This window comes from Hymenobacter algoricola, assembly GCF_039539525.1.
Classification (GTDB): Bacteria; Bacteroidota; Bacteroidia; order Cytophagales; family Hymenobacteraceae; genus Hymenobacter; species Hymenobacter algoricola.
On sequence record NZ_BAABDH010000021.1, the window covers coordinates 109,028 to 131,233 of the forward strand.

At 62.7% G+C, this 22,206-nt stretch carries 19 protein-coding genes; 13 read left to right on the plus strand and 6 right to left on the minus strand.

The genetic code is table 11. From position 1 onward, the window contains the following. Positions 1 to 75: 75 nt before the first annotated feature. The 4 genes from ABD842_RS07085 to ABD842_RS07100 all read right to left on the minus strand — a co-directional run bounded on the left by ABD842_RS07085 (position 76) and on the right by ABD842_RS07100 (position 6,163). Positions 76 to 924, minus strand: coding sequence for a hypothetical protein (locus ABD842_RS07085; protein ID WP_345111997.1), 849 nt, complete (start codon positions 922 to 924; stop codon positions 76 to 78). A gap of 24 nt (positions 925 to 948) precedes the next feature. Then, a complete protein-coding gene (locus ABD842_RS07090; RefSeq protein ID WP_345112000.1) occupies positions 949 to 1,455 on the minus strand; it encodes a DUF5004 domain-containing protein in 507 nt (168 codons plus the stop codon). A gap of 91 nt (positions 1,456 to 1,546) precedes the next feature. Beyond that, entirely contained in the window at positions 1,547 to 2,941 is a 1,395-nt protein-coding gene (locus ABD842_RS07095; protein ID WP_345112003.1) for a RagB/SusD family nutrient uptake outer membrane protein, read from the minus strand. A 33-nt stretch (positions 2,942 to 2,974) separates the two neighbouring features. Further along, positions 2,975 to 6,163, minus strand: a complete 3,189-nt coding sequence (locus tag ABD842_RS07100) for a SusC/RagA family TonB-linked outer membrane protein (protein ID WP_345112005.1) — start codon at positions 6,161 to 6,163, stop codon at positions 2,975 to 2,977. A 731-nt stretch (positions 6,164 to 6,894) separates the two neighbouring features. Here ABD842_RS07100 and ABD842_RS07105 point away from each other — a divergent pair. From ABD842_RS07105 to ABD842_RS07165, 13 genes are all read left to right on the plus strand, one after another. Continuing rightward, positions 6,895 to 8,313, plus strand: coding sequence for an alpha/beta hydrolase-fold protein (locus tag ABD842_RS07105; RefSeq protein WP_345112008.1), 1,419 nt, complete (start codon positions 6,895 to 6,897; stop codon positions 8,311 to 8,313). Positions 8,314 to 8,651: 338 nt separating this feature from the next. After that, on the plus strand, positions 8,652 to 10,082 hold the full coding sequence (locus ABD842_RS07110; protein WP_345112011.1) for an anthranilate synthase component I family protein: 1,431 nt from the start codon (positions 8,652 to 8,654) through the stop codon (positions 10,080 to 10,082). 124 nt (positions 10,083 to 10,206) lie between these two features. Next, a complete protein-coding gene (locus tag ABD842_RS07115; RefSeq protein ID WP_345112013.1) occupies positions 10,207 to 10,782 on the plus strand; it encodes an anthranilate synthase component II in 576 nt (191 codons plus the stop codon). Between the two features lie 74 nt (positions 10,783 to 10,856). Continuing rightward, positions 10,857 to 11,846, plus strand: a complete 990-nt coding sequence (trpD, locus tag ABD842_RS07120; protein WP_345112016.1) for an anthranilate phosphoribosyltransferase — start codon at positions 10,857 to 10,859, stop codon at positions 11,844 to 11,846. 85 nt (positions 11,847 to 11,931) lie between these two features. Further along, on the plus strand, positions 11,932 to 12,753 hold the full coding sequence (trpC, locus tag ABD842_RS07125; RefSeq protein WP_345112019.1) for an indole-3-glycerol phosphate synthase TrpC: 822 nt from the start codon (positions 11,932 to 11,934) through the stop codon (positions 12,751 to 12,753). 24 nt (positions 12,754 to 12,777) lie between these two features. Then, complete coding sequence (locus ABD842_RS07130; RefSeq protein WP_345112022.1) at positions 12,778 to 13,482, plus strand: phosphoribosylanthranilate isomerase; 705 nt, start codon at positions 12,778 to 12,780, stop codon at positions 13,480 to 13,482. Positions 13,483 to 13,515: 33 nt separating this feature from the next. Further along, positions 13,516 to 14,727 carry a tryptophan synthase subunit beta gene (gene trpB, locus ABD842_RS07135; protein ID WP_345112025.1) on the plus strand — a complete coding sequence of 404 codons (1,212 nt, stop codon included), beginning with the start codon at positions 13,516 to 13,518 and terminating at the stop codon, positions 14,725 to 14,727. Between the two features lie 122 nt (positions 14,728 to 14,849). After that, on the plus strand, positions 14,850 to 15,632 hold the full coding sequence (gene trpA, locus ABD842_RS07140) for a tryptophan synthase subunit alpha (RefSeq protein ID WP_345112027.1): 783 nt from the start codon (positions 14,850 to 14,852) through the stop codon (positions 15,630 to 15,632). A gap of 147 nt (positions 15,633 to 15,779) precedes the next feature. Further along, positions 15,780 to 16,793, plus strand: a complete 1,014-nt coding sequence (gene aroF / locus ABD842_RS07145) for a 3-deoxy-7-phosphoheptulonate synthase (protein WP_345112029.1) — start codon at positions 15,780 to 15,782, stop codon at positions 16,791 to 16,793. Between the two features lie 250 nt (positions 16,794 to 17,043). Beyond that, on the plus strand, positions 17,044 to 18,375 hold the full coding sequence (locus tag ABD842_RS07150; protein ID WP_345112031.1) for a helix-turn-helix domain-containing protein: 1,332 nt from the start codon (positions 17,044 to 17,046) through the stop codon (positions 18,373 to 18,375). Positions 18,376 to 18,487: 112 nt separating this feature from the next. Further along, complete coding sequence (locus ABD842_RS07155; RefSeq protein ID WP_345112034.1) at positions 18,488 to 18,877, plus strand: hypothetical protein; 390 nt, start codon at positions 18,488 to 18,490, stop codon at positions 18,875 to 18,877. A gap of 122 nt (positions 18,878 to 18,999) precedes the next feature. Beyond that, the gene (locus ABD842_RS07160) at positions 19,000 to 19,263 is read left to right on the plus strand and encodes a hypothetical protein (RefSeq protein WP_345112037.1); all 264 of its coding nucleotides are present in this window, start codon (positions 19,000 to 19,002) and stop codon (positions 19,261 to 19,263) included. A gap of 532 nt (positions 19,264 to 19,795) precedes the next feature. Beyond that, positions 19,796 to 20,530 (plus strand): phenylalanine 4-monooxygenase, encoded by a 735-nt coding sequence (locus tag ABD842_RS07165; protein WP_345112040.1) that lies wholly within the window; start codon positions 19,796 to 19,798, stop codon positions 20,528 to 20,530. A gap of 68 nt (positions 20,531 to 20,598) precedes the next feature. Here the strand turns inward: ABD842_RS07165 and ABD842_RS07170 are convergent, their stop codons facing one another. Both ABD842_RS07170 and ABD842_RS07175 read right to left on the minus strand, forming a co-directional pair. After that, complete coding sequence (locus ABD842_RS07170) at positions 20,599 to 21,069, minus strand: Mpo1 family 2-hydroxy fatty acid dioxygenase (RefSeq protein WP_345112042.1); 471 nt, start codon at positions 21,067 to 21,069, stop codon at positions 20,599 to 20,601. A gap of 183 nt (positions 21,070 to 21,252) precedes the next feature. After that, positions 21,253 to 22,113: a dienelactone hydrolase family protein gene (locus ABD842_RS07175; RefSeq protein ID WP_345112044.1), complete on the minus strand. Its 861-nt coding sequence runs from the start codon at positions 22,111 to 22,113 to the stop codon at positions 21,253 to 21,255. Positions 22,114 to 22,206: the final 93 nt, after the last annotated feature.

The following is a 22,206-nucleotide window of genomic DNA, read 5'->3' on the forward strand; positions in this document are numbered from 1 at the left end:
GGCCCAAAAAAAGGACGCCGGAGGATATCCTCCGGCGTCCTTTTCAGCTTGTTGGCGGAGCAGGTCCGCGGCCAGTTAATTGAGCTTAAACGGGGTCAGAACTACCGGGCCGGTCTGGCCCCGACGGGCCTGGGCGGCGTTTTCCTTGCGGATGTTTACCGTGATGTCGGTGATGGTTTCATCGGCCTTCATGCCCAGCGTAGTGAACAGCTGGCGCGGAATCATGCGGAAGGTGTAGACGCCGGGAGTAGTCGTCTTGAGCTTGTAGGTAGCCGCGCTGACATCCACGGCATTCACGTTGGTAGCCGTGCGGTAGGTGGTTTCCACCCCGGCCGCGTTCTTGGCTTTGGCTTCCAGGTAGATGAACAGGTTGCCCGTGTAGAGTACCTGCGGCGTGGCCGAAGCATCCTCAAACTTGAGGGCCTCCACCGTTTCCTTCGACTGGTTGTACTTCACGGTTACTACATCCGCCTCGCTGAAGTTGGACGGGAAGGTCTCGACGCGCTTGGCGGCGTACTCCAGCGGCTTTACCGGCAGCGAGAAGTCCGAAGTCTGCTTGGTGCCGTCCTGGTTTTTTACCAGGAAGCCGAAGGCCGTAATGACAGCTACCGGCTTGGCGAAGAAGTCAACCGAGGAGTTGACGGTGTACGACCATTTGTTCGGCCCTACCTGGGTCATTTTGGCCTCGGGCGTAGAAGCGGCAAAGTTGCCGCCGTTGGTGATGGCGTCGCCGCCACTGCCGGGAATGAAGGCCCAGATATACAGGGGGCCGACGCCGTCAACGGGCGTGCCCGTCACGTCCACGGTGATAACCACCCGGTCCTTGGCCGTGAAAGTGGCGGGATTGGTCGTTACGACTCCCTGCGCCAGAACCACCTGGGTGTAGGCAAGCAGGAAGAAAAGAAGAATAAAACAACGCTTCATGGAGATGCTAGTGAAGGGTGGGAGTTATTTGCGGACGAAGTTCAGCTCGTACGTCACCAGCGTCTTGTTGCCGGTACGGCGCAGCAGCTTTAAGCCAAGCTTGTTGTCCGAGGGCCGGTACGACTGCCCGTACTGCAGCGTGTCCTTGCGGCCATTAGCCTGCGAGATGATAATCTTGCGCGGACCCTTGGAGTCGTCGAACTTCCAGGTGCCGCTGCCCAGAAACACCGGCGCATTGCCCGGGTTCGTCACCACGAAGTTGGTGGGCTCGGTGCCGTTGGCCTGAAACGAGAAGACCACCTGGTTGTAGGGGTAGTCGGCCGTCAGGTCCATGCGCTGCACCTCGGCGGGGTAGTTATTATTCACCGCATCATTGTCTACCTGCACTACCTGGGTCAGGGTGAAGTCGCCGATGGTGCTTTCGGCCGTGGCAAACGGTTCGCCGATTTCCGCAAAGTCTTCTTTGGGCTGGCAGGAGGCGGCGCCCAGCAGGGCAACTACTCCTAAAAGTGGGAAAAGCTTCTGATTCATCTGAGTATCTGGTGGGGTGTGCTAGGCACAATGAAAAAAACAGCCAACTGGTTCGCCGCAAACCTGGGCTTGCGGCGAATCCCGTTAAGCTTTAGTTCTGCACGATGTCCGGGTTGGCCTGAACTTCCGTGTCCGGAATTTTCAGCAGCATCCGGGAGTCGTCATACGCCACGCCGCGAATGGTTTGCTTGAGGCGGCGCAGTTCGTGGAACCGGTCGTTTTCTGTGAACAGCTCCACCCGGCGCTCCTCGCGGATAGCCGTCAGCAGGGCGTCCCGGCTGGCAGTAGTCTGGTCCTGGGGTACGCGGGCCAGGCGGCGCAGAATGTTGTAGTCCTCGCGAACCATTGCCGCGTCAAACGTGGCAGAGCGCTGCACGGCCGATTCGGCGCGGGTCAGGTACATTTCGGCCAGGCGCACCACCGGTACGTTGATGGGGTTGCCCCCCTGGTACTTGAGCGAGAAAGGCAGCTTGCCGGCGGTCCGGCTCACCAGCAGCGAATCCCGGCGGCCGCCCTTGTTGCGCAGCAGGTCACTCAGAGGAGCGCTCAGCGGCAGGTTCACGGCGTCCTCGTTGGTGTTGAAGAAGTTGCCCCGCACCGTACCGCTCACGTCGTTCGACGAGACGCTGACGGCCTGGAAGATAACCGGCGTGCCGTTTGGCCCGATGTCACCGGCCTGCCGGAAAGGAAGCGTTACGGCCAGGCGGTTGGCTGCCGTGCCCAGGCTGAAGCCGCCGTTTTTGATAACGTCGTCGGAATAGGTGTACGCTTTAGCGTAGTCTTCCTTGCTGAAAAACACGCGGGCCAGGTAGGCTTTGGCCGCCCACTTGGTGGCGCGGTTGCCGTTGGAGGCGGGCAAAACGGCTTCGGCCGCCTGCAGGTCGGCAATAACCTGATCGTATACGGCGCCCACGGAGCTGCGCGGCACCCGCTCGGCGGCCTCCTGGGTGGTTACGGAGATAATACGCAGCGGAATACCCGGCTCACCACCCGCATTGCTGGTGTAGGGCTTGGCAAACAGGCGCACCAGCTCGAAGTGCGAGATGGCCCGCAGGAACAAAGCTTCCGCCTTGAGTCGGTCCTTCACGACCTGGTCGGCGGCGAAGGTGTTCTGGTCGATGGCGGTGATAACCGTGTTGGCCCGCGAAATAGCGGTGTACGCCGACTTCCACAGGTCGCGGCCCTGGGAGTTGAACAGGCTGAAGTCGCGGGTGGAGAACTGAGCCCCGGCGCCGCCGCCGGCCGCCACGCGGGCCAGGTCGAGGTTGTCGCCGTATTCCTCGCTGGTGCGAATGACTTCGCCGCCCAGGAAGTTGTTGCCCAGGGCCTGGGCGTAGGAGCCCACCAGCACCGATTCAACGTTGCCGACGTTTTTCAGGAATTCGGCGTCCGGCTGGCTGTTGGTCGATTGCAGCTCCAGGAAGTCTTTGCACCCCGTCAGCAAGCCGCAGCTCAGACCCAGGGAAAGAAGAAGTATTTTTTTCATGATGAAATCAGTCAGAAACCAGATAAGAAAAACTTACAGGGTAAGGTTCACGCCGGCCGTTACCACGCGCTGCTGCGGGGTAGGCAGGTAGGGGGCGCCAAACGAGGTGTTGCCCTGGCCGTTGCTGAAGTTGTAGCGTACTACTTCAGGGTCCCAGCCGGCATACTTGGTAAATACGAACAGGTTCTGACCGTTTACGAAAATGCGGGCCGAGCCAATGTGGGCAGCCTGCGAAATAGCGGCCGGAATCGTGTAGCCGATCGAGGCGGTACGCACCCGCAGGTACGAGGCGTCGTAGAGCCAGCGCGAGGAGTTGCTCTGGTCGGCGCGGCCACCTTCCAGCAGCGACACTTTCGGCACGTCGGTGTCGTCGCCGGGCTTCTGCCAGCGGTTCAGCACCTCGCGGCGCTGGTTCCAGGAGCCGATGCGGCCCCCCTGCTGGTACTTGGCGCCATCGTCGTAGATCTGTCCGCCCTCGGAGAACGACAGCAGCACGCTCAGGTCGAAGCCCTTGTAGCCGAACGAGTTTTCCAGACCACCCGTGAACCGGGGGAACGGCCGGCCGGTAGCCACGCGGTTCACGTCCTGCGAAGCGGCCGTCAGCTTGATTTTCTCCCCCGTGTTCTTGTCAAAGATCAGCTCGTCGCCATTCGCCGGGTTTACGCCGGCGTAGATCGGCACGTACGAAATACCGATCGGCTGGCCCTGGATGATGCGGGTGTCGCCTTCGCCCTGACCGAAGAAGTCGGGGCTGTCGAAACCGCCGTTGTTGGTCACGATATTCGAGTTGTGCGAGATGTTGAACGAGGTGGTCCAGCTGAAGTCGCCCACCAGGTTTTTGGAGGTGACGTCGAACTCGACGCCGCGGTTGCGCACCACTACGCCCGAGTTGATGTACACGCCCAGCACTTCATCCGAAGGGCTGTAGCCGGCGGCCGAGGCCGGTACCTTGCGGTTGAGCAGCAGGTCGGAGCTGGTTTTCTGGTAGACGGCAACGCTACCCGAAATGCGGCCCTGCAGGAAGCCATAGTCTAGGCCCAGGTCCACGGCGCGGTTTTTCTCCCACGACAGGTCGGGGTTGGGCAGCACGCTGCGGCCACTGGCCGGCTGGCCGGTGTAGTTGCCCGTCTGCTGGTAGCGGCCCAGGTACTGGAAGCTCGGAATGTTGGCGTTGCCGGTCAGGCCGTAGCTGGCGTGCAGCTTCAGGAAGCTCACCACCGACATGTTCTGCATGAAAGCCTCCTCGCTGATAATCCAGCCGGCGGAAGCGCCGGGGAAGAAGCCGTAGCGGTTGTTGGGGCCGAACAGCGACGAGCCGTCGATCCGGGCGCTGGCCTCAAACAGGTAGCGGTTGTTGAACACGTAGTTGACGCGGCCCAGGTAGGAGAGGAACGTGTAGTAGTCGCGGCTGCTGGTGCCCGTAGTGGCTACCGACAGATCTTTCGGGGCGCCGGGCGCAATGGCCAGGTTGTTGAGGCCCTGGGAGAAGTACGGGTTGACAAAGCCCACGGCGTTGTTGGAGGCGCTGGCGGCCAGGTCGTGGTTGTTGAACTTCTGGGCGTTGAAACCCAGCAGCAGCTTCAGCTGGTTCTGCTCGTTAATCGATTTCTCGTAGGTGAGCAGGTTGTTGGTGTTGTAGTTGAAGCGGTTCAGCTGCCGCTCGCTGGTGGTGCCCAGGCCGATGCGGGGCAGGTTTACGCCGTTGGCATCGACGCCGGTGAAGTAGCGGTTTACGGGCGACTCGTAGCGGCGCTCCAGCTGGTTGAACAAGTCCAGGCCGAGTTCCGAGCGGAAGGCCAGGCCGGTCATGATCTTGTACTGACCATACAGGTTGGCCAGCGTGCGTAGGCCCTTCGAGACGTAGGTGTTCTCGCGCTGGGCCACGATGTTGGTGCCGGTGTTGCCGAGCTGGGTACCGAAGAAGGTGCCGTCGGGGTTATACACCGGGAAAATAGGCAGGGCCGAGGACTGCGCCGTGCCGATACCGCCGTTGAAGGAGGTGGGCACCTGGTTGTTGTCCACGTAGTTCAGGTTGATCTGGGCGCCCAGGTCCAGCTTGTCGGTGGCACTGTGGTCGAGGTTGATGCGGCCGCTCAGGCGGGTGAAGTCATTGCCTTGCAGAATGCCTTTCTCCTTGCGGTAGCCCGTGCCCATGAAGAAGCGGGTCTTTTCGTTGCCGCCCGCCGCCGATACCGAAGCATCGTTTACCGAGCCCGTGCGCAGCGCCTGGTCAATCCAGTCGGTGTTGGTGCCGGCTACCGAGTTGGGCGTGAACGTGATGCCGTTCACGGAAACCGACTCGTTCGGGCCCAGCGGCGTGCCGCCGTCGTTTACCCGGGCCTCATTATAAAGCTGCAGCCACTCCGAGCCGTTCAGCATGGGCAGGCGGCGGGTAGCTTCGCTGACGCCGGTGTAGTAACCGATGTTGAAGGTGGTTTTGCCCGATTTGCCGCGCTTAGTGGTGACGAGCACCACGCCGTTGGCGCCGCGCGAACCGTATAGGGCCGTGGCCGAGGCGTCTTTCAGCACCGTAATCGACTCGATGTCGTTCGGGTTGATGGCGGCCAGCGGGTTCAGGTTGTTGGCTTTCACGCTGTTGCGCCCAAAGTCCGGGTCGCTGATATCGGTGTTGTCGACCGGTACGCCGTCGATAACGTACAGCGGCTCGCCCGACGCCGTAATCGAAGCGGTGCCGCGGACCCGGATACGCACGGCCGAACCGGCCGCCGCATTCGATTGCACCACCTGCAGGCCCGACGCGCGGCCCTGCAAAGCGGCATCAAAGCTGGGTACCGAGTTGTTCAGGATCCGGTCGGCCTTGATGGTGGCGACCGAACCCGTTACTTCCCGGCGCTCCTGCGTACCGTAGGCCACTACCACGGCTTCGCTGAGCAGGGTCGTGTTTTCGGTCAGGTTCACGTTGACGTCCACATTCTGCCCGGCCGCAATGGTCACGGACTTGCGCGACGAGTTGAAGCCGACAAAGGAAGCCACGAGCGTGTGCGGACCCGCCGGGACGTTCTGAATAGTGTAGGTGCCGTCGGCGTTGGTGGAGTTGCCGAGGGAAGTGCCTTCGATCAGAACCGTCACACCGGGCATGCCTTCACTTTTCTCATCTACAACCCGGCCACTCACGGAGCCAGTCTGGGCGAAAGCGCCGGTAGAGCCGGCGCAAATGAACAGCAGCAGAAACAATAGTTTCAGCAGGTAGGGGTGTTTCATTGAAAATGGGTTAGATGTGGGAATTAGTTGCCGAGTGGGCGGCGGTGAGTGGGATGAGAATCAGAACAAACCCAGGGGGGACGTGCTTCCTCACAGAAGTCTATTTTTCCCGGCCTTTCGTACCGTTTCGCAGCGCCTAAAGTGTTAATAAACTGCGAAAGATAAAGTTTTAAAAACCACAAATACAAGACTCGCCTAAATAGCAACCTAAATAGTTGTAATGCTATTTTTGGCAGGCAAACGGCTGGTTCGCGCAATTTTCATTCTGTCAGTCAATTAGCGGGGTTTTATTTCCCCGTCCAAAGTAGGCCCGGGCCGGCGGCAAGGCGGGGAAATCCTGTGCCTGAGTTAGTAGGTAGTCACCTACCTGCCACCTTTCCCTCGGTGGTAGTTCGGCGTCTGCCTTTGAATAATTCAATAACCTGGTGCATTATGCCAGCTATTTTTTGCTGCTCTTCCGCCTGGCTATGGCAGCGGGCCGAGCCGGGCCTTGACGACGGCCGCGTTAGGGCAGCAGCAGGAGCGGGGATAAAGGCCCGCCGCCGCCACTAACGGAGCCTGCTGGCAAGTCGCAAAATAGCCTTCCCACGCTCTGGTGCCGGATAAAGTCGGTATCTTGCCCACCGCCCGATTTAGCGGGCAAGGTAACTATTAACGCAAAAAACCGGCTGCTGAACCGTCCGGTGAGTATTCGCCCACTCCGTACGCTTCCGGCCAAGCTGTTCCCACCCATGAAAAAAAGCCTTCTACTCCTGCTGACCGTGCTGACTGCCACGCTGGCGCAGGCCCAGGTGACCTTTAAAATCACGGGAGTACCGGCCAATACTCCGGCCACTGCCGTGCTGTACATGGCCGGCTCGTTCAACAGCTGGAACCCCGGCAGCGCGGCCCACGCCCTGACCAAAAATGCCGATGGCACCTACCAGCTGACCCTGCCGGCCGGCACGGGCGCCGTGGAGTACAAGTTCACCCGGGGCGCCTGGGCGTCGGTCGAGTCGGATGGGCAGAACCAGGACATTGCCAACCGCACCTATACCGTGGGCAGCGCGCCGGCCACCGTGCTGCTGCAGGTGCTCAACTGGAAGGATCTGTCGGGGGGCGGCAGCTGCCAGAGCACGGCCGTGCAGCCCAACGTGCAGGTGATGAGCACCAGCTTCCCGATACCCCAGCTGGGGCGCACCCGCCGCGTGTGGCTGTATCTGCCCAACGACTACGCGGCCAACAGCACCAAGCGCTACCCCGTGCTCTACATGCACGACGGCCAGAACGTGTTCGATGCCTGCACCAGCTTCTCGGGCGAGTGGGGCGTGGATGAAACCCTGCGCCAGCTCCAGCAGAGCGGCCTCGATGCCAGCGGCAGCATTGTGGTGGCCATCGACAACGACGGCGCCCAGCGGCTGAACGAGTATTCGCCCTGGAACAACCCCCAGTACGGCGGCGGGCAGGGCGACCAGTACGTGGATTTCCTGGTGCAGACCCTGAAGCCCTACATCGATACCAACTACCGCACCCTCACCGGCCGCGAGTACACCGGCATTGCCGGCAGCAGCATGGGCGGCCTGATTTCGACCTACGCGGCGCTGAAGTACCCGAGCGTATTCAGCAAGGTGGGCGTGTTCTCGCCGGCCTTCTGGTTTGCCCAGCAGCCGCTGTTTCAGTACGTGCAGCAGCACCCGGCCAACCCCGACACGCGGTTTTACTTCGTCAGTGGCACCACCGAAAGCCAGACGATGGTGCCGCTGATGCAGGCCATGCGCGACGCGCTGCAGGCCGGCGGCGTGCCGGCGGCCAACCTGAGCTACACTACCCGCGCCGACGGCCAGCACGCGGAGTGGTTCTGGAAGCGCGAGTTTGCGGCCGCCTACCAGTGGCTATACGCCCCGGTCATCCCCACGGGCACCAACGGCGGCCGGCTGGCCCTGGCGTTCAGCGCCTACCCCAACCCCACCAGGAGCACGCTGACCGTGCAGCTGCCCGAAACGGTGAAGGAAGCCAAGCTGGAGGTGCTCGATTCGACGGGGCGGGTGGTGCTCAAAAGCCGGGTGCGGGCCGGCCAGAGCGTCGACGTGAGCCGCCTGGCCAAAGGCGCTTACTTTCTGCAGCTGACGGCCGGCAAGCATACCGGAACCCAGTCCCTGCTCAAGGAGTAAGGCAAAGGCAAACTGCGAATCTGCAAACGAAAGAGCCCGCGGGTTGCCATGTTTTCAGGGAAAAAACCGAAAAATTGCTTGCGCGGCCCAAAACTGACTCTATCTTTGCACCGTTACCGGCGGACATTAACCCGCCTCCAACACTTTCCATGACCTTTCAAAACGCACAGCAAGCCTGGTGGTGGCCTATCCGAAACTCCGGACGGGAAAACCTGTGCGTGCGGTAAGGTGTTGTCATACCCTCGCATCGACCATATAGGAAAGCCCGGCCAGCCGCCGGGCTTTTTTTATTGCCCGCCGCCCCGCTTACTTCCCGCTTCCGCTTCTTCCCCGCCCCGATGAACAACCTGAAACCCATTTCGCTGAAAACCCGCCACGTGCGCCTGCTGGCCGATACCGTGACGCCGGTGGGCCTCTACCTGCGGCTGCGCGACCGGTACGATAACTGCCTGCTGCTGGAAAGCTCCGACTACCACGGCCAGCAGAATGCCTTCAGCTACCTGGCCTTCGATCCGCTGGCCCGCTTTCAGGTGAGCCGGGGCGTGCTGCAGCTCACGCTGCCCGACGACTCGGTGACCACCGAGACGCTGGCCTCGCCGCGGCTGGCCCTGCAGCGGCTGCAGGAGTTTGCCGACGCTTTCCAGGTCGAGAAAAGCGAGTTTGACTTCATCACCGGCGGGCTGTTCGGCTACATCGGCTACGAGGGCGTGCAGTATTTCGAAGACCTGACGCTGAACGGCGAGAAGCAGGCCGCGGGCGGCATTCCGGAAATCATGTATGGCACCTACCGCTACGTCATCGCCATCAACCACTTCCGCAACGAGCTGTTCGTGTTTGAGCACACGCTGGCCGACGAGCCCACCGACCACGACGGCCTGCGCCAGCTGGTGAACCTGATCCGCAACCCGGTGGTGCCGGAGTTCGGCTTCGGGCTGGCTGGGGCGGAGCAGACCAACTTCACCGACGAGGAGTTCCTGCGGGTGCTGGCCAGCGGGCAGCAGCACTGCCGCCGCGGCGACGTGTTCCAGATCGTGCTGTCGCGCCGCTTCCAGCAGGGCTTCGTCGGCGACGAGTTCAACGTGTACCGCGCCCTGCGCTCCATCAATCCCTCGCCCTACCTGTTTTACTTCGACTACGGCAACTTCAAGATCTTCGGCTCCTCGCCCGAAACCCAGCTGCTGATCAAGGGCCGCGAGGCCAGCCTGTTCCCGATTGCGGGCACCTTCCGCCGCACCGGCCACGATGCCCAGGACGCGGCCCTGGCCCAGCAGCTGGCCGACGACCCCAAGGAAAACGCCGAGCACGTGATGCTCGTGGATTTGGCCCGCAACGACCTGGCCCGCCACGGCGACAACGTGCGGGTCAAGACTTTCCGCGAAATCCAGTTCTACTCCCACGTAATTCACCTCGTGAGCGAGGTAAACGCCACGCTCGAGCCGGCCGCGGCCTCCCTGCAGGTGGTGGCCGATACGTTTCCGGCCGGCACGCTTTCCGGCGCCCCCAAGCACCGCGCCATGCAGCTCATCGACGAGCTCGAACCCACCGGCCGCGGCTACTACGGCGGCTGCCTGGGCCACCTGGGCTTCAACGGCGACTTCAACCACGCCATCATGATCCGCTCCTTCCTGAGCACGGCCGGCCAGCTTTACTTCCAGGCCGGGGCCGGCGTGGTGGCCGCGTCCGACATCAACTCCGAGCTCAACGAGGTGCACCACAAGCTGGCCGCCCTGCGCAAAGCCCTGCAGGAAGCCGAGCGGGTGGGAGGTTAGGGGCTTGGGGTCTTGGATAGTGGTTTCCACCTCATCCATCATCTACGCCTTAACCCAAGATTCCAACTGTCCAAGCCCCCAACCAACCAAGACCCTAAGACCCCAACTATCCAAGTCCCCAATTATGAAAATCCTCGTTCTCGACAACTACGATTCCTTCACCTACAACCTGGTGCAGGTGCTGCGCGAGCTGGGCTACGGGGCCGCCACCACGGTGGTGCGCAACGATAAAATCAGCCTCGACGACATCGAGCAGTACGATGCCATTCTGTTGTCGCCGGGGCCGGGCGTGCCCTCGGAGGCGGGGCTGATGCCGGCCGTAATCCGGCGCTACGCGCCCACCAAGCGCATGCTGGGCGTGTGCCTGGGCCACCAGGGTATTGCCGAGTCGTTTGGCGCGGAGCTCTACAACCTGCCCGCCGTGCTGCACGGCATTGCCACCGACGCCGATATCCTGGCCACCGACGACCGGCTGTTTCATGGCCTGCCCCCCCGGTTCAAAGTCGGGCGCTACCACTCCTGGGTGGTGACGCCCGACACCATGCCGGCCGAGCTGGAAGTGACGGCCCAGGATGCCAACGGCCAGGTGCTGGCCTTCCGCCACCGCCGCTACGACGTGCGCGGCGTGCAGTTTCACCCCGAGTCTATCCTCACTGAGCACGGCCATCAGATGCTGCGCAACTGGCTGGAAGGCGGGTAGTCCACTTTTTCAGCCTGCCTTTTCACCCTCACCCTCACGCCACCCAGCCCTGGGCCGGCGCTTTATTCTACGAAGTGAAACAGTTTCTTGCCCCCCTTTTTGAGCAGCAGACCCTGAGCCGCGACGAAGCCCACGCGGCGCTGTCGCAGCTGGGCCAGGGCGCCGCCAATGCGGCCGAAACCGCCGCCTTTCTGGCCGTGTACCGCATGCGCCCCATCACCGTGCCCGAGCTGGCCGGCTTCCGCGACGCGTTGCTCGACCTTTGCCGCGACCCCCAGCTGGGGACCCGCGACCTGCTCGATATCGTGGGCACGGGCGGCGACGGCAAGGATACGTTCAACATTTCCACGCTGGCCTGCTTCGTAGTGGCGGGGGCGGGGCACAAGGTGGCCAAGCACGGCAACATCGGCGTGTCGTCTATCTGCGGCTCCTCGAATATTCTGGCCCACTTCGGCTACGACTTCGAGGCGTCGTCGGATGCGCTGCGCCGGCAGCTGGATGAAGCCAACATCTGCTTTCTGCACGCGCCGGCCTTTCACCCGGCCATGCGCCATGCGGGTCCCGTGCGGCGGGAGCTGGGCGTGCGCACCTTTTTCAACATCCTCGGCCCCTTGGTCAATCCGGCCCGGCCTACGGCCCAGCTGGCGGGCGTGTTCAGCCTGGAGCTGCTGCGCCTCTACCACTACCTGTTTCAGCAAACCGACACCCGCTACGCCGTGGTGCACGCCCTGGACGGCTACGATGAGCTGTCGTTGACCGGCGCGGCCAAGGTCGTGTCGGCGCGGGGCGAGCAGCTGCTGCTGCCCGCCGACCTGGGTCTGCCCGCCTATCAGGCCGCGGAGCTGGCCGGCGGCGCCACCATTGCCGAGTCGGCGGCGCTGTTTGTGAACGTGCTCGAAGGCCGCGCCACCGCCGCCCAGCGCGACGTGGTGACGGCCAACGCGGCCCTGGGCATCCGCTGCGTGCAGCCCGAGCTGTCGTTTGCGGCGGCCCTGGACCAGGCCCGGGAGTCGCTGGATGCGGGCCGGGCCCGCGCGGCGCTGCGCAAGCTGCTGGCCGCGTAATCCGGCGGCCGCCCCCAATTCTGAATCACTATCCGCAGCAGAAAAACTGAACAAACTGCTGCTCCCGCTTTTTTACCTGAAACCCATGAGCACTCCCACCATTCTCGATAAAATCATTGCCCACAAGCGCCGCGAGGTAGCCGAGCGCCAGAGCCTGGTGCCGGCCAAGCTGCTGGAGCGCAGCCTGAGCTTCGGCAGCCAGCCGCTGAGTTTGTGCCATTACCTCCAGCGTGAGGATCTGAGCGGCATCATCGCCGAGTTCAAGCGCAAGTCGCCGAGCAAAGGGATGATTAATGCCCACGCCCCGGTGGAGCGCACCACGCTGGGCTACATGCAGGCCGGCGCCTCGGCCCTGTCGGTGCTGACGGACACCGAGTTTTTCGGCGGCAAGAATGAGGACCTGGTCATTGCCCGGCGGTTCAACTTCTGCCCGATTCTGCGCAAGGACTTCGTCATCGACGAATACCAGATTCTGGAGGCCAAGAGCATCGGCGCCGACGCCGTGCTGCTGATTGCGGCGGTACTTTCGGGGGAGGAAGTGCTGCGCCTGGGCCGGCTGGCCAAAAGCCTGGGCCTGGAAGTGCTGCTCGAAATCCACGATGCCCAGGAGCTGGAAAACACCCTGCACCCCGACGCCGTCAGCCTGGTGGGCGTGAACAACCGCAACCTGCACGACTTCAGCGTGCGCCTCGACACCTCCGGGGAGCTGGCCCAGCGTATTCCGGCCGAGTACGTGAAGGTGACGGAAAGCGGCCTGACCACCGCCGCCGACATTGAGGCGCTGCGGGCCGTGGGCTACCGGGGCTTCCTGATCGGGGAAACCTTCATGCGTCACAGCCGCCCCGAAAAAGCCTGCGCCGCCCTGGTGCAGCAGCTGCGCACCACCGAAGCCGTAACGCTGTTGTAGTTAGCCCCACCGCCTGCCGACCCCATGGAATCCACGTCCCCTGCCGCTCCTTCCGAATCTACTGCCCCCGGCCTGCGCCTGAAAGTGTGCGGGATGAAGTACGCCGCCAATATCGCGGAAGTGGCGGCGCTGAAGCCGGACTTTATGGGCTTCATCTTCCACGCCGGCTCGGCGCGCTACGTGGGCCAGGAGCTGGACGCGGCGCTGCTGCGGCGGCTGCCCGCCGGGCTGCGCACCGTGGGCGTGTTTGTGGATGCCGACACCGAGTACGTGCTGGCGCAGGTGCGCCGCTACGGCCTCGACCTAGCGCAGCTGCACGGCCACGAGCCGCCCGCCCAGTGCGCCGCGCTGCAGGCGGCGGGCGTGGCCGTCATCAAAGCCTTTGCCGTGGGCAGCTCGTTCGATCAGCGTGCGCTGGAACCCTACGTGCCGTACTGCTCCTACTTTCTGTTTGACACCAAAGGCCCCCAGCCCGGCGGCAACGGCACGGCCTTCGACTGGCGCCTGCTGCGCGACTACCACCTGCCGGTGCCCTACCTGCTGGCCGGCGGGCTCGAGCTGGCCAATGCCCCGGAGCTGCTGCGCCTGCCGCTGCCCGGCCTGCTCGGCCTCGACCTGAACAGCCGGTTTGAAACCGCCCCGGCCCGCAAGGATGCCGGGCAGCTGGAGCAGATGTTCGGGCTGGTCCGCCGGCCGCATTCCGCCGCCGTCAGTCCCGCGGCCCGTTAAGCACCCTTTTCTTTCTTCTGAAAAACTCTTTTTATGGCTTCTCTAACCAGCACTTCCGCCTCTTACGCCCCCAACGCCCGCGGCTACTACGGCGAGTTCGGCGGCGCCTTCATTCCCGAAATGCTCTACCCCAACGTGGAGCAGCTGCGGGACAGCTACCTCCAGATTCTGGCCGACCCGGACTTTCAGCGGGAGTACCAGCAACTGCTGCGCGACTACGTCGGGCGGCCCACGCCGCTGTTTGAGGCCAAGCGACTGTCGGCCAAGTACAACACGCGCATCTACCTGAAGCGTGAGGACCTCTGTCACACCGGGGCCCACAAGGTCAACAACACTGTAGGGCAGATTCTGCTGGCCCGCCGCCTGGGTAAGACGCGCATCATTGCCGAAACCGGCGCCGGCCAGCACGGTGTGGCCACGGCCACCGTCTGCGCCCTGATGGGCATGGAGTGCATCGTGTACATGGGCTCGGTGGATATGGAGCGGCAGCGCCCGAACGTGGAGCGCATGCGCCTGCTGGGCGCCGAAGTGCGCCCCGCCACCAGCGGCAGCCAGACCCTGAAGGACGCCACCAACGAGGCCATCCGCGACTGGATCAGCAACCCCGTCGATACCCACTACATCATCGGCTCGGTGGTGGGCCCGCACCCGTACCCCGATCTGGTGGCGCGCCTGCAGTCCATCATCAGCGAGGAGATGCGCAAGCAGCTGCTGGAAAAAACCGGCTCCGAGCTGCCCGACTACGTGGTGGCCTGCGTGGGCGGCGGCTCCAACGCCGCCGGCGCGTTCTACCACTTCCTCGACGAGCCCTCGGTGCAGCTGGTAGCCGTGGAAGCGGCCGGCCACGGCATCGACTCGGGCCATTCGGCGGCTACTTCGGTACTGGGCAAGCCCGGCATCATCCACGGCGCCCGCACCCTGCTGATGCAGGACGAGGACGGCCAGATTACGGAGCCCTACTCGCTGTCGGCGGGCCTCGACTACCCCGGCATCGGACCGCTGCACGCCTTTTTGGGGTCTTCGGGCCGGGCGCGGTTTATCAGCATCGAAGACGAGCCGGCGCTGCGGGCCGTAGCCGAGTGCAGCCGCCTCGAAGGTATCATTCCGGCCCTGGAAACCGCCCACGCCCTGGCGGCCCTGGGCCAGCTGGGCGCCGGCCCCGACGAGGTGGTCGTCATCAACCTCTCCGGCCGCGGCGACAAGGACCTGGATACCTACATGAAGTACGCCGATAAGATTAAGTAAGACTGAAATCTGTCATTCTGAGCCTGCGAAGGACCTTATTGCCTGAAAACGAGTCGCAACAACGGCTTGGGCTTATCCCATAAGGCTTTTCGCAAGCGCAGGATAACAGACAAGAAAAAGATATGAACAACCGAATCCACGAAGCTTTCGACCGAAAAAAGAAAGGTCTGCTCAACGTCTACTTTACCGCCGGCTACCCCACGCTCGACGCCACCGTGCCCGTATTGCAGGCCCTGTCCGCCGCCGGAGCCGACCTGATCGAAATCGGCATGCCGTTTTCTGACCCGCTGGCCGACGGCCCCGTGATTCAGCAAAGCAGCACCGCCGCGCTGGCCAACGGCATGAATATGCGGGTGCTGTTCCACCAGCTGCAGGGTATCCGGGAGTCGGTGCCCGACACGCCGATTCTGCTGATGGGCTACCTGAACCCGGTGATGCAGTTCGGCGTCGAAAACTTCTGCCGCGAAGCCGCGGCCGTGGGTGTCGACGGCGTGATTCTGCCCGACCTGCCGCTGGACGACTACGTGGCTGAGTACCAGGAAATCTTCCGGCGCCACAACCTGCGCCCGGTGTTCCTCATTACGCCCCAGACCGCCCCGGCGCGCATCCGCCGCATCGACGAGCTGACGGACTCGTTTCTGTACCTGGTTTCGGGCCCCGGCACCACGGGTGGGGCCAACACTCAGGCCGAAGGCGTGCAGGATGCCTACTTCCAGCGCATCGAAGACATGCAGCTGCGCAACCCCCGCCTCATCGGCTTCGGTATCGGCGACAAAGCTTCATTTCAGCACGCCTGCCAGTATGCCGAAGGCGCTATCATCGGGTCGGCCTTCATCCGGGCGCTGGAGGGAGCCGCGGATGCCCCGGCCGCCGCTACCCGCTTCGTGCAGTCAGTGCTGGCCTAATGTTCAGTGCTGGCCTAATGTTTAAAAGACCGTCATGCTGAGCGCAGCCGAAGCAGCTCGCGTGGTGTCGTCTGATGACTAATCCTACATCAGCGCGCGAGATGCTTCGGCAAGCTCAGCATGACAAACGAATTTTCTCTTCCTAGCATGATCATCCAACTCGAACCCACCATCTCCGAAGCCGCCAAGGCGGATATCCTGGCCCGTATTCAGGACCTCAAGTATAAAGCCACCGAAGTCACCACCCAGCGCGCCCACTACCTGGTGGCCATTGGCAAAGCTGACATCGACCTGCGCACCATCGGCCAGCTGCCCGGCATCCTCGACATTCACCGCGTGTCGGACGACTACAAGCTGGTGAGCCGCAAGTGGCGGGTTCGTCCCACGGTGCTCGACCTCGGCGACGGGGTGCTCATCGGCGAGGGCAGCCTCACGCTGGCCGCCGGGCCGTGCAGCATCGAGAGCGAAAAGCAGATGGAGCTGATCATGCAGCACCTGGTCGACAACGACGTGCGCATCATGCGCGGGGGCGTGTTCAAGCCCCGCTCGTCGCCCTACGCATTTCGCGGGCTGGGCATGGAGGGCCTGAAGGATTTCCACCGCATGGCCCGGGCCCGCGGCATTAAAATCGTGACCGAGGTGATGCAGGTGTCGCAGGTGGAGGAGATGCACGACTACGTGGACGTGTTTCAGGTGGGCGCCCGCAACACCCAGAACTTCAACCTGCTCGACGCGCTGGGCGGCGTAGACAAGCCGGTAATGATCAAGCGCGGCATCTCGGGCACCATCGAGGAGCTGCTCTCGTCGGCGGAGTACGTGTTTTCGGGCGGCAACGAGAAGCTGATTCTCTGCGAGCGGGGCATCCGGACGTTCGAAACGGCCTCGCGCAATACCCTGGACCTGAACGCGGTGCCCATTCTGAAGGAGAAAACCCACCTGCCCGTCATCGTGGACCCCTCGCACGGCATCGGCATCCGCGAGTACGTATCGACCATGGCCCTGGCCGGCGTGATGGCCGGCGCCGACGGCATCATCTACGAAGCCCACGAGAAGCCCGAAGAAGCGGCTTCCGATGGGGCCCAGACCCTGAACTTCGCGGAGTCGGCGCGGCTGATCCGCAACCTGCGCAAAGTGTACGCCCTGCGCGAGGAGCTGGAATAGCCTGGTTTTTCGTTTATGGGACTACGTTTTTTTGGGCTGTCATCCTGCACGGCGCGAAGCCTAGTGAAGGACCTTCCTCCTGTAAACGCTGATGCCAGTGAAACCAGCAAAGCCCTTTACCCCACCACGGTAAGGGGCTTTGTGCTTCGAAAAAGCTTGCCTATTTGCCACCGCAATGCCCCAGGCTCTGCTCCGCTCAGGATGACCGATGCAGACGGGAAATCAACCTAACCCAGCCACTACCTACAGCATGGGCTTCGACTTCAACCTGTACAGTGGCTTGCTGCTGCCGTTTTTCGTGCAGGGGCTGGTGGTGAGCGGGGTACTCTGGGCACGGCGGGGGCGGGAAGCGGCGGCGGCCGACGGCTGGCTGGCCCTGCTGCTGCTGCTGTTCGCGGGGCGGCTGGCCCAGTGGATGCTGGGCTTCGGCGGCTGGTATGATTCGCACGATGCCCGCACCACGTTCATGTTTTACTGGCCCTTCAGCAACTGGCTGGCGGTGGGGCCGGCACTCTATTTCTACTTTCGCAGCCTCACCAACCAGGACTTCCGCTTCGGCCGGCCGCACTGGCGCCATTTCGCTCCGGCCCTGGTATACGTGGGCCTGCGGCTGCTGCTGTTCGTCTACGATATCGGCTGGTGGTATGGGCTGCGGGGCCGGCCGCTACCCGCGCATTTCGGCACGAAAGGCCCGCTGCTGGCCTGGATTGATACTCAGCCCATCGGCTACTGGCTCGATGTGCTGGGCTACGTGCTGGTGCTGGCCTACGCCGTGCGCACCCTGCGCGAGTACCGCGCCTACGCCCGCTACCTCAACGACAACTTCTCCGATACCGACCAGATCCGGTTCCGGTGGCTGCGCAACGTGCTGGTGGCCGTGCTGGCGGGCACCGGCGTCACGCTGGCCTTTGGCCTGATCAGCAGCTTCGTCAGCCCCCTGAGCTACTACGAAGAATGGTACGACTACCTGTTCACGGGCCTGCTGATCTATTACCTGAGCATTGCCGGTCTGCTCACCGGCCACCGCCTCGCCGGCCTGCGTTTTCAGCCCGCCCCCGCAGCGCCAGATTTCACCCCCGCAGCTCCGGCCTTCCCGGATCCGGCCGCAATTTCTACGGCTTTGCCAACGTCGCTGCTGGTCCCAACTCCCTCCTGCGAAACCAGGGTAACGGCGGCATCCGCTGCCACGGTCGAAGTACAACTGACTATTCCGGCCGCAGTGGCCCAGCCAGAAGCCGATGCCGAGCTGACGCGCTGGACCACGCGCCTACTGCGCCACCTCGAAGCCGAGCGCCCCTACCTTGCGCCCGAGCTGACCCTGGGTGAGCTGGCCGCCCAGCTGCGCACCAACACGTCCTGGCTTTCCCGCGTCATCAACGCCGGCTGCGGGCAGAATTTCAACGACTTCATCAACGAGTACCGGGTGCGGGAAGCCGAGCAGCGGCTGCGGGACCCGAAATTCCGGCACTACACCCTGCTGGCGGTGGCGCTGGAAGCGGGTTTCAACTCGAAGTCCACCTTCAACCGGGTATTCAAAAAGCTGCGGGGCATTACCCCCGGCGCGGCCGGGCGCGAAGGGTAGGGGCGCAGGTGCCAAACTATGTATTGGGACGTCCCAGGCTGTAAATCGGGGCGTTTCAGGGGACAGGGGGCCGTTTCTTTGGGACATCGTTCCACTTCAACCCCTTGCTGACATGCGTACTTCATCCTCCTTCCGTCCCGTATTTCTGCTCCTGACGCTCGTCGCCGTATTCGTAGCAGCCACTGCCTGCTGGGCCGGCATCCGCTCCGGCCTCGTTATCGAGCCGGGCAAGCAGTTCGTGCTCGGCGGCGGGCAGCCTGGCAGCTTCAAGGTAGAAGCGCACAACGTGGGCAAGGTGTCCGTCGAAATCAAGGAGCGGCCCCGGGACGGCGGCATCTTCGGCAAAACTACGCTGGCGCCCGGGGCCCGGGGCACGCTGCGCTTCATGGCCGGCTCCACGGCGGTGCTGCTGAACCCCTCGACGCAACAGGTAAAAGTAGATTTGAAAATCTCCGGCGACACCCGGCTGAGCATGGGCTACGAACCCAACGGCCAGCTGTAGTTCCTAGGCCCTGCCCGAGATGAAAAAGCTCCTGTCTGGTGCCCGCCCGCCGTCCTCGCGCCGGGCCGATGGGGCTCTGCTGCTGCTTTTGCCAACAGCGGGCGTGGCCCCGGCCCAGACCAATGCCGCTGCCCGCTGCCGTCATCATGCAGGAGCTGAAGGCCGCCGTGCAGCCGTGGCGTGGCTCCCTGACCTACCTCGACTACGGTAGCCAACGCCTGGTGACGCTGCCCACGCAGCTGAACGGGATGCAGTCGGCGCCGCGGGAGCTGGTGCTCGATTTTATCTGCCAGGAAGCGGAAGGCGGGCAGGTGAAAGGCCACGACAAGCTCCGCTTTCCGCCGACGGCCGCCAAATCGTCTGGGATGGCACGCCCATGCAGGTGATAAGCAAAACCCGGCTGCCGGACCAGACCCTGCAAAGTAGTGCTGGCAGGGCCGGGACGCGCCGACGGTAAAACTTGTCTGTTGCGGCGTACCGTGTCGCTTGGCCCCCGGCTTTTTTCCGCGGCCAAGGAAGTGAAGCACGCGGCAGCTCCGGCGTTTATCGTCCGGAATATGTACCGCTTTCAGCCTTGAAGATCCTGCCCTGCGTAATGGCGGCTTTTTAACGGGCCAGGCGTTTGCGTAGGGACTTCGTTCTGAAAACGTGTTAGTTACCCTCTTGCTGAGCCCTGGTTAGCTACGGATCGAAAAATATACCGGGTCGGGACACAACTTATCTTAATGCTTTTCTATATTTGCCCCTGTCATGATGAACCAGTCCGCGAAACGCTTCTGCCTAACCAATATTCGTCCCGTGCGGGACGAAGTCGGGCGGCGTTGCCATTCCGGAAAGTAAGTAGTCATGCTACCCAAACTCTGAAATCACACGAAAGCCCGACTCCTTCCAGGAGCCGGGCTTTTTTATGCCTCTGCCATGCTACAGCAAGACTACGCCCGCTACACTACCCAGGATCAGCTGGTCTGGAAAGTACTGTTCGACCGCCAGACGGCGCTGCTGCACAAGCGCGCCGCCACGGCCTTCGGGCAGGGCCTGGCCAAAGTGGGGTTGCACCGCGGCGCTATCCCCGACTTCGCCGAAGTCAGCCAGCGGCTGCACCAGGCCACCGGCTGGCAGCTGGAGCCCGTGCGTGGCATGCTCAACGACGCCGATTTCTTCGGCCTGCTGGCCCAGCGCAGGTTCCCCGCCACGGTCTGGATTCGCTCCATGCAGCAATTCGACTTCATTGAGGAGCCCGACCTGTTTCACGGCGTATTTGGCCACGTACCGCTATTGATGGACCGCGCCTTCGCCGATTTCCTGCACTTTCTGGGCCACGTAGCCGCCCAGCATCTGCACGATGCGCCGGCGCTGGCCCGGCTGGAGCGGCTCTATGGCTTCACCGTGCAGTTCGGACTGGTGCTGGAGCGGGGCGAGGCCCGGATGTACGGGGCCGGCCTGCTCTCCTCGTCGGGCGAAATCCACCATTGCCTCGGCGACATCCCCCGGCGGCAGCCCTTCGATCTGGCCACCGTGCTGCACACGCCCTACAGCGAGCAGCACCTGCAGGATCAGTATTTCGTGCTCAACAGCTGGGAGCAGCTCACCGAAAGCGTAGCCGAGCTGGCCGCTTTGCTCTCGACCGGTTGGGAGCTGGAGCCGGTGCGGTGAGATGGTGAAGTGGTGAAAGGTGAAGGATGACAAACGCTTTTTCACCACTTCACCTTTCACCACTTCACCTAATACCGCCAGCCCAGGGCCCGGTACACGAAGTGCAGCAGCCACAGCGGACCGATGAGCAGAAACTGCAGGTCTTTCAGAAAGCTGGGCTCTTTGCCTTCCACCTTGTGCCCCCAGAACTGCCCGATCCAGGCCAGCACAAAAATCAGGACGCACACGGTCCACAGCGGCAGGGCGGCCCCGGCTTCTACCAGCCGCAGGGCGCCAGCCATCAGTGCCCACACCAGCACCATGCCGATGGACAGCCGCACCGACAGGCGCAGGTAATACATCACTGCCAGCCCCATAACGAGGGTGGCCAGATTCAGCCAGGGACTCAGCTGTTGCACGGCCTTCGGCATTGGTACCGACCACAGCAGACCCAGCAGGGAAAACATAATCAGCGGCACGCACACCCAGTGCACCAGCTTGTTGGTCGGGTTATGGTGGCTTTCACCGTATTCAGTCAGCAGATCGGGGAGCGTTGCCATAATGAGGGATTTTATGGGACAATGAGGCCTGCCGGCTCCGGCAGGGCGGTGCCAAAGCAGTGAGCTAAATGTATCAGCTTTCCCGAACTATTGTCTCGGGCATTAAGCCACAGAAAAAGCCCGACTGCTTCCGCAATCGGGCTTTTCTGCAAACTGATAACGCCTGCAAGCAGGCCGCCGGGGCTACGACTTCAGCTTGAAGTTCTTGCGCAGGTAAGCCAGCGCCAGCTCGTGGGCTTTGGCCGAATATTCCTTGCTGTATTTGGGATTTGAAGGGTTGGCGAAAGCGTGGTCGGCATCGTAGCTCACGATGGTCACTTTCTCCTTGGCCGCAACCATGTCCTTCTGGAACTGGGCCACCACCTCGGGGTTGATCCACTTGTCCTGGGTGGCAAAAATGCCCAGCACGTCGGTATTCAGCGTTTTGAGCTTGGCCACGTCCTTTTCGGGCATGCCGTAGTACACCACGCTGCCCACCGCTTTCGGGCCGGCCAGCAGCGCCGTTTGCAGACTCCAGCCGCCGCCAAAGCACCAGCCGATGGAGGCAACTTTGGCACCGGGTCCCGCGTGCAGCAGGGCCCCTTTGATGATAGCCTCGGCCCGCTCGGTTTTCACGGCCTGCATCAGCTTGCCGGCTTCATCGGGGGTAGTGGCTACCTGACCGTCGTAGAGGTCGAGGGCAATGATGTTGACGCCTTTCAACTCGTTGGCGTAAGTGGCGGCTTCCTTCTTGATGTAGTCATTCAGCCCCCACCACTCGTGGATAATGAACAGGTACTTGTCGGAGCGCACGTTGCTCTTGATTTCAAAGCCTTTGCCGGTCTGGCCATCGGTGGTTTTGAACTCAATCATTTCACCCTGACCCTCGTAGGCGTAGGGCAGAGGCGAGTCGTGGCCGCCGGAAAAGTCTTCGTTGGTAGCCAGCATCGCAAAGGTTTCCGTGGCATTGGCCGCAGGCCGGGTACAGCAGCTTATTTTGCTCTGCGCCGAAGCCATTGTGGCCACGCTCAGCAGCGCGGCGCAAAGGGTCCAGATCTTTTTCATAAGATGAAAAAATGGTGAAGAGTGGGAATGCCGACCAGTAGCTCATTTGATGTAGCTACATAAATGCGCCACCGGTCGGCAAATACAACTCAA